The organism is Solidesulfovibrio sp., from assembly GCF_029978005.1.
Lineage (GTDB): Bacteria > Desulfobacterota > Desulfovibrionia > Desulfovibrionales > Desulfovibrionaceae > Solidesulfovibrio.
On sequence record NZ_JARKOZ010000131.1, the window covers coordinates 1 to 4,942 of the forward strand.

At 67.0% G+C, this 4,942-nt stretch carries 4 protein-coding genes; 2 read left to right on the top strand and 2 right to left on the bottom strand.

Annotated features, from left to right (window positions below; translation table 11 throughout):
* Nucleotides 1-162 precede the first annotated feature (162 nt).
* Nucleotides 163-1,164 carry a hypothetical protein gene (locus Q1K70_RS14945; RefSeq protein ID WP_300161137.1) on the top strand — a complete coding sequence of 334 codons (1,002 nt, stop codon included), beginning with the start codon at nt 163-165 and terminating at the stop codon, nt 1,162-1,164.
* 205 nt (nt 1,165-1,369) lie between these two features.
* Here Q1K70_RS14945 and Q1K70_RS14950 read toward each other — a convergent pair whose 3' ends face one another.
* Both Q1K70_RS14950 and Q1K70_RS14955 read right to left on the bottom strand, forming a co-directional pair.
* The gene (locus tag Q1K70_RS14950) at nt 1,370-1,831 is read right to left on the bottom strand and encodes a CGGC domain-containing protein (RefSeq protein WP_300161139.1); all 462 of its coding nucleotides are present in this window, start codon (nt 1,829-1,831) and stop codon (nt 1,370-1,372) included.
* Nucleotides 1,832-1,977: 146 nt separating this feature from the next.
* A complete protein-coding gene (locus Q1K70_RS14955; RefSeq protein ID WP_300161141.1) occupies nt 1,978-2,562 on the bottom strand; it encodes a helix-turn-helix domain-containing protein in 585 nt (194 codons plus the stop codon).
* 297 nt (nt 2,563-2,859) lie between these two features.
* Between Q1K70_RS14955 and Q1K70_RS14960 the strand changes: the two genes are divergently transcribed.
* Nucleotides 2,860-4,779 carry a GNAT family N-acyltransferase gene (locus Q1K70_RS14960; RefSeq protein WP_300161143.1) on the top strand — a complete coding sequence of 640 codons (1,920 nt, stop codon included), beginning with the start codon at nt 2,860-2,862 and terminating at the stop codon, nt 4,777-4,779.
* The last annotated feature ends 163 nt before the right edge of the window (nt 4,780-4,942 follow it).

Genomic DNA, 4,942 nt, shown 5'->3' on the forward strand with positions numbered 1-4,942 from the left:
GCGAAGATTCTGCTTGGCAGATTGACCAGGGCGGTCAAGGAAGATCCCTCGCCTGACAATATCAATGCCAGCGTCGATCAACTGTACGCGATCTTTGCCAACAATGTGAACATGCCCAGCGTTCAGGACGATTTGAAAACAATTTTCGGCTAGGAGGGCGATATGCGACAGACCATTTCCAGCGTAGCGGACGTCAAGCAGATGATCGAGTCGGGACGCAAGCTCCTTCTGGCCGGCGACGAGGACGCGTTGCGTCATCTCCCCAAGGGCGATTGGATTGCCGGAACCATTCCCTATTTCATCTCCGCCGACAAGGGCGGCATGGTCAGTCGTGATATGATCTGCGCCACGGATATCACCGATATCGTGGCCTCCATCGACATCGTCGCCTACGACGACAACAGCCTGGCCCGGCTCTATGCCGAAGGACCCAAGCACGGCTTCAGCTTCATCATCATTCCCGCCGCCAGTAAGACCCACATGTCTTTTGCGCTCAACGCTCCCAACTACAAGGATTTCGGCGTGCGTCCGCTCATCGGTTGGGTCGCGGGCGTGCACCTGAGCGACCTCGGCAAGAAGACGCCCAAGGTCGTCAACGGCCAGACTGGCGATATGCTGGAAGAGGGCGCCCTGGTGCTCCAGGCCCAACTGCCCGAGGGCAAGGTGGCCGAGATCGGCATCGTCAACCTCTTCGAGCAGGGCGACGGCGACATCCTCACCTTCAACGCCGACGGGTTCGCCGCCAAGGACGTGATGGTCAACGGCGAGAAGCGCAACTTCGCCGCCTACATCGTCAAGAACAAGCTCGACACCAAGCTGCCGCTCGTGGCCGACTACTACGGGGCCATGGTCAACATCAGCTTCCAGGACGTGGACGAGGTCGAAGGCCAGGTGAAGTTCTACGCTCCGGTCTTCTCGGGCATCCGCTACAAGCACGCCCGCCCGGTGGCGGATTACGTCAAGGTCTTCAACGACCGCCTCAGCAAGGAATGTTCGATCGAATCCAGCCGCGTGGCCTTCTCTTGCAACTGCATCCTGAATTATCTCTACTCCGAACTGGAGGGCAAGAAGACCGAACCCTTCACCGGGCCGGTGACCTTCGGCGAAATCGCCTACGAGTTGCTCAACCAGACCCTGGTCTATCTGGAGATCATGGACGTCTAGGGAACGCCTCCAAACGACGGACCGGCCGCGGCCTCGGCCGCCGGAATCCGTCATGACGCATCGCCCGAGCCGCCGCCGCTCACCGGAAGGCGAACCGACGTTTCCGCGGCGTCGGGGCGGCCCGGGCAAGACGAGATCCCTCGAGGAGCGGGAGGCCGAAAACCCGGTATGGCAGACCGGGGGAACGGCCTCCCCTTTTATGCGGCTACTCCGCCTGAGCCGCGCTCAGCCGCTGGCGCAGTTCGCGCCCGATCTCCGGAACGCTCTTGCGCGGGGCCGTCATCCAGTAGCCGATCTCCTCCAGCAGCGGACCCTCGATTTCTTCGGGAAGCGCGGGATGCGAGCCCCGGACCACGGCCAGGTCCGGGAAGGCCTCCTTGATGGCGGCCTCGTACTTGGCCACGAACGGACAGCTGTTGAGCAGGCAAAACGACAGGTGGACGGCGGACACCCCCGAGGCGGCCAGCGCCCCCACCCGGCGCAGGATCTTGGCCTGGCTGCGCTTGCCGGCGCAGCCGGCGCAGTTGATCACGCCCATCACGCGCACGCCGTCGGGATAGGCGGAAAACGCCCCCTCACCCTCGTAGGCGGCCTTGAGGCAGCCGAAAGCGCTGCACCCCACGTCCTGGGTCGTGTTGGAACAGGTCAGAATGCCGATGTCGGTCATGACGGCGTCTCCTGGGTTTGAGCAGACCGGTCGTCTACTGCGTGGCGCCAAAAAAAGCGCGACAGCGCTGTTCGGGCGACGAATAGACCGGTCGGTCTGGTCCGTCAAGGAGAAAAAAGCCGCCGCAGCAGCCGCCGCTCGAAGGATCAAGCGGAAGAGCCGTCGCGGCGCAGGGCGTTGATCTTGTCCACGAGGTATTGTTCCAGCTCGCGCCGGTCCTTGCGCAGCCGCACCAGCTCGGTCTCGAGCAGGCGCATCTTTTCCGTGAGCGCGGCGTTTTCCGCGCGTACGGCCTCGAGTTCCGTGGCCAGGGCCGTCGTGTCCCCGGCCGGCAGGGACGTGGCCGTCGGCGTGACCAGGCCCTTGAGATGCTCGGCCAGGGACCTGGCCATCTCCGCCCCGATGTGGGCGGCCATGGCCAGGGCGGCGTCGGGCGACGCCTGGGCCGAGGCTGGGACGGGCTCGGGCCGCGAGGCAGGTTCCACGGCGACGTTGACCGGATAGGAGCGGGCCAGTTCGGTGCGCACGTCCGCCGAGGACATGCCCTGGGCCAGCAGTCGGCCGATGGCGCGGAAGATGTCCACGGCCTCGGCCCGAAAACGCTTGCCCCGGCCGCGCCCCACGCTCGGCAGCACGTCGTCGAAGCGGTTCTTCCAGTAATGCAGGGTGGATTCCGGCACGTCCAGCGTCTTGGCGATGGCGGCCACGGAATAGAGGCGTGTTTCGGCCACGGATCGTTCCCCCTCCGGCAAGGCGTGAGACAAGGGCGTATGGGCGACGCCCGGCAACGCAGCCTAGGAGCGCCGCGCCGGCGGTGTCAAGCCGCGAGGCTGTTGCCAGCGGCGCGGAGAAGGGCTAAAAGGGGCCATGTAACAAATCCGCCTGAAGCGTCACGGAAGAGCGCGCAATCGTCGCCGAGCGCCGCGCGATCTCCATGGGTTCGTAACCGGGAACGGCTAGAAAACGGAAGGTTCGACGGCAGGCAGCTGCGCCGTCGGCCCCGACGCCGCCCCCCATGAGGTGATGCCATGGAAGCCGCCCATCGTTCACGCATATTCGCCCTCAAACCGCCCTTCGGCGGGACCCTGGCCCACCGGGTTCTGTCCCTGGTCGAGCCGGTCCTGTCGCGGCTTTTGTCGCTTGATCCCATCGAGGACCTCTACCGTTCCATCCCCGTGGGGCTTGCCGGCGGCGACTTCATCGACGCCGTGCTCGAATCCATGGGCGTCCAGGTGCGCCTGTCCCCTGACGAACTCGCCCGCATCCCCAAGGACGGCCCCGTGGTCGTGGTGGCCAACCACCCCTTCGGCGGTCTGGAAGGGCTCATCCTGGCCAAGATGCTCCTGGCCGTGCGGCCGGACACCCGCATCATGGCGAACTTCCTGCTCACCCGCATCCCCGAGTTGCGCGAGCTCTTCGTCTTCGTCGATCCTTTCGGCGGGACCTCGGCCACCGAAGGCAACGTGCGCCCGCTCAAGGAATGTCTGCGCGTGCTGCGCGGCGGCGGCCTGCTCGGCGTCTTCCCGGCCGGGGTCGTGTCCCACCCGCGCTTGGTCGACGGCCGCCTGACCGTGGCCGATCCGGCCTGGAACACCACCGTGGCCCGCCTGGCCCGCCGCACCGAAGCCACCGTGGTGCCCGTGCACTTCAGCGGCCGCAACAGCCGGCTGTTCCAGACCCTCGGCCTCGTGCACCCGCTTTTGCGCACGGCCATGCTGCCCCGGGAATTCATAAACAAATCCGGACAGTCCGTGGTGGTCCGCATCGGCAGCCCCATCACCCCGGCCCGCCTGGCCCGCGTGTCCGCCTGCGAGACCGAAGCCGACGCCTGCGTCACCCGCTACCTGCGCCTGCGCACCGACCTGCTGCGCGACCGGCCCGACCGGCCCCGCCGCCGGCCGCCCCTTTTCCCGCAGAAAACCGCCGCCCGCCAGGAAGCCCTCATCGCCCCGGTGCCGCCGCAACTGCTGGCCGACGAAATCGCCCGCCTGCCGGCCGGGGCCGTGCTGCACCAAAGCGGCGAATTCGCCGTCATCGAGGCCAAGGCCGACCACATCCCCCTGGCCCTGCGCGAAATCGGCCGGCTGCGCGAACTGACCTTCCGCCGCGTGGGCGAAGGCACCGGCAAGGCCTGCGACCTCGACGCATTCGATCCCTTCTACCGCCACCTGTTCCTCTGGAACACCGAGAAAAAGGAAATCGCCGGAGCCTACCGCGTGGGGCGCACCGACGAACTGCTCGAGGCCAAGGGGGCGCAAGGCCTCTACACCAGCACGCTGTTCGTGCTCAAGGCCGCCTTCTTCTCCCGCATCAGCCCGGCCCTGGAAATGGGCCGCTCCTTCGTGCGCCCCGAATACCAGAAAAGCTACTCGCCCCTGCTCCTGCTCTGGAAGGGACTGGCGCAAATGGTCGTGCGCGAACCGCGCTACCGCGTCCTCTTCGGCCCGGTCAGCATCACCAACGAATACAAACACGCCTCCAGACGCCTCATCGCCAGCTACTTCGAAGGCAACGTCAACAACCCCAACCTGGCCCGCCTCGTCAGGCCCAAAACGCCCCTGCGCGGCCAGACCTGGCTCGCCCGGGCGTCCAAAACCCTGGTCGACGACCTCGACGACCTGCTGGCGCTCATCGACGACATCGAAGCCGACCGCAAGGGCATCCCGGTCCTCCTGCGCCAATACCTCAAACTCGGCGGCAAGATCCTCGCCTTCAACGTGGACAAGGATTTCGCCAACTGCCTCGACGGCCTCATCGTCGTGGACCTGCTCCAGGCCGACCGCCGTCAGCTCGAACGCTACATGGGCAAAGGCGGCCTGGCAGTCTTCAACGCCTACCACCAGGCCCGTGCCCAGGCCGAGGCCAGGGAGGAAGGCGAAAGCGTAGGCGTGAGCGTAGGCGTGAGCGTGGGCGTGGGCGTGGGCGGCGCGGACGAGCGCTGTGCGTAAGCGGAAGAGTTGAAGGCGAAGATGCCTCCGGCGGGGGGGGGGGGGGGGGGGGGGGGGGGGGGGGGGGGGGGGGGGGGGGGGGGGGGGGGGGGGGGGGGGGGGGGGGGGGGGGGGGGGGGGGGGGGGGGGGGGGGGGGGGGGGGGGGGGGGGGGGGGGGGGGGG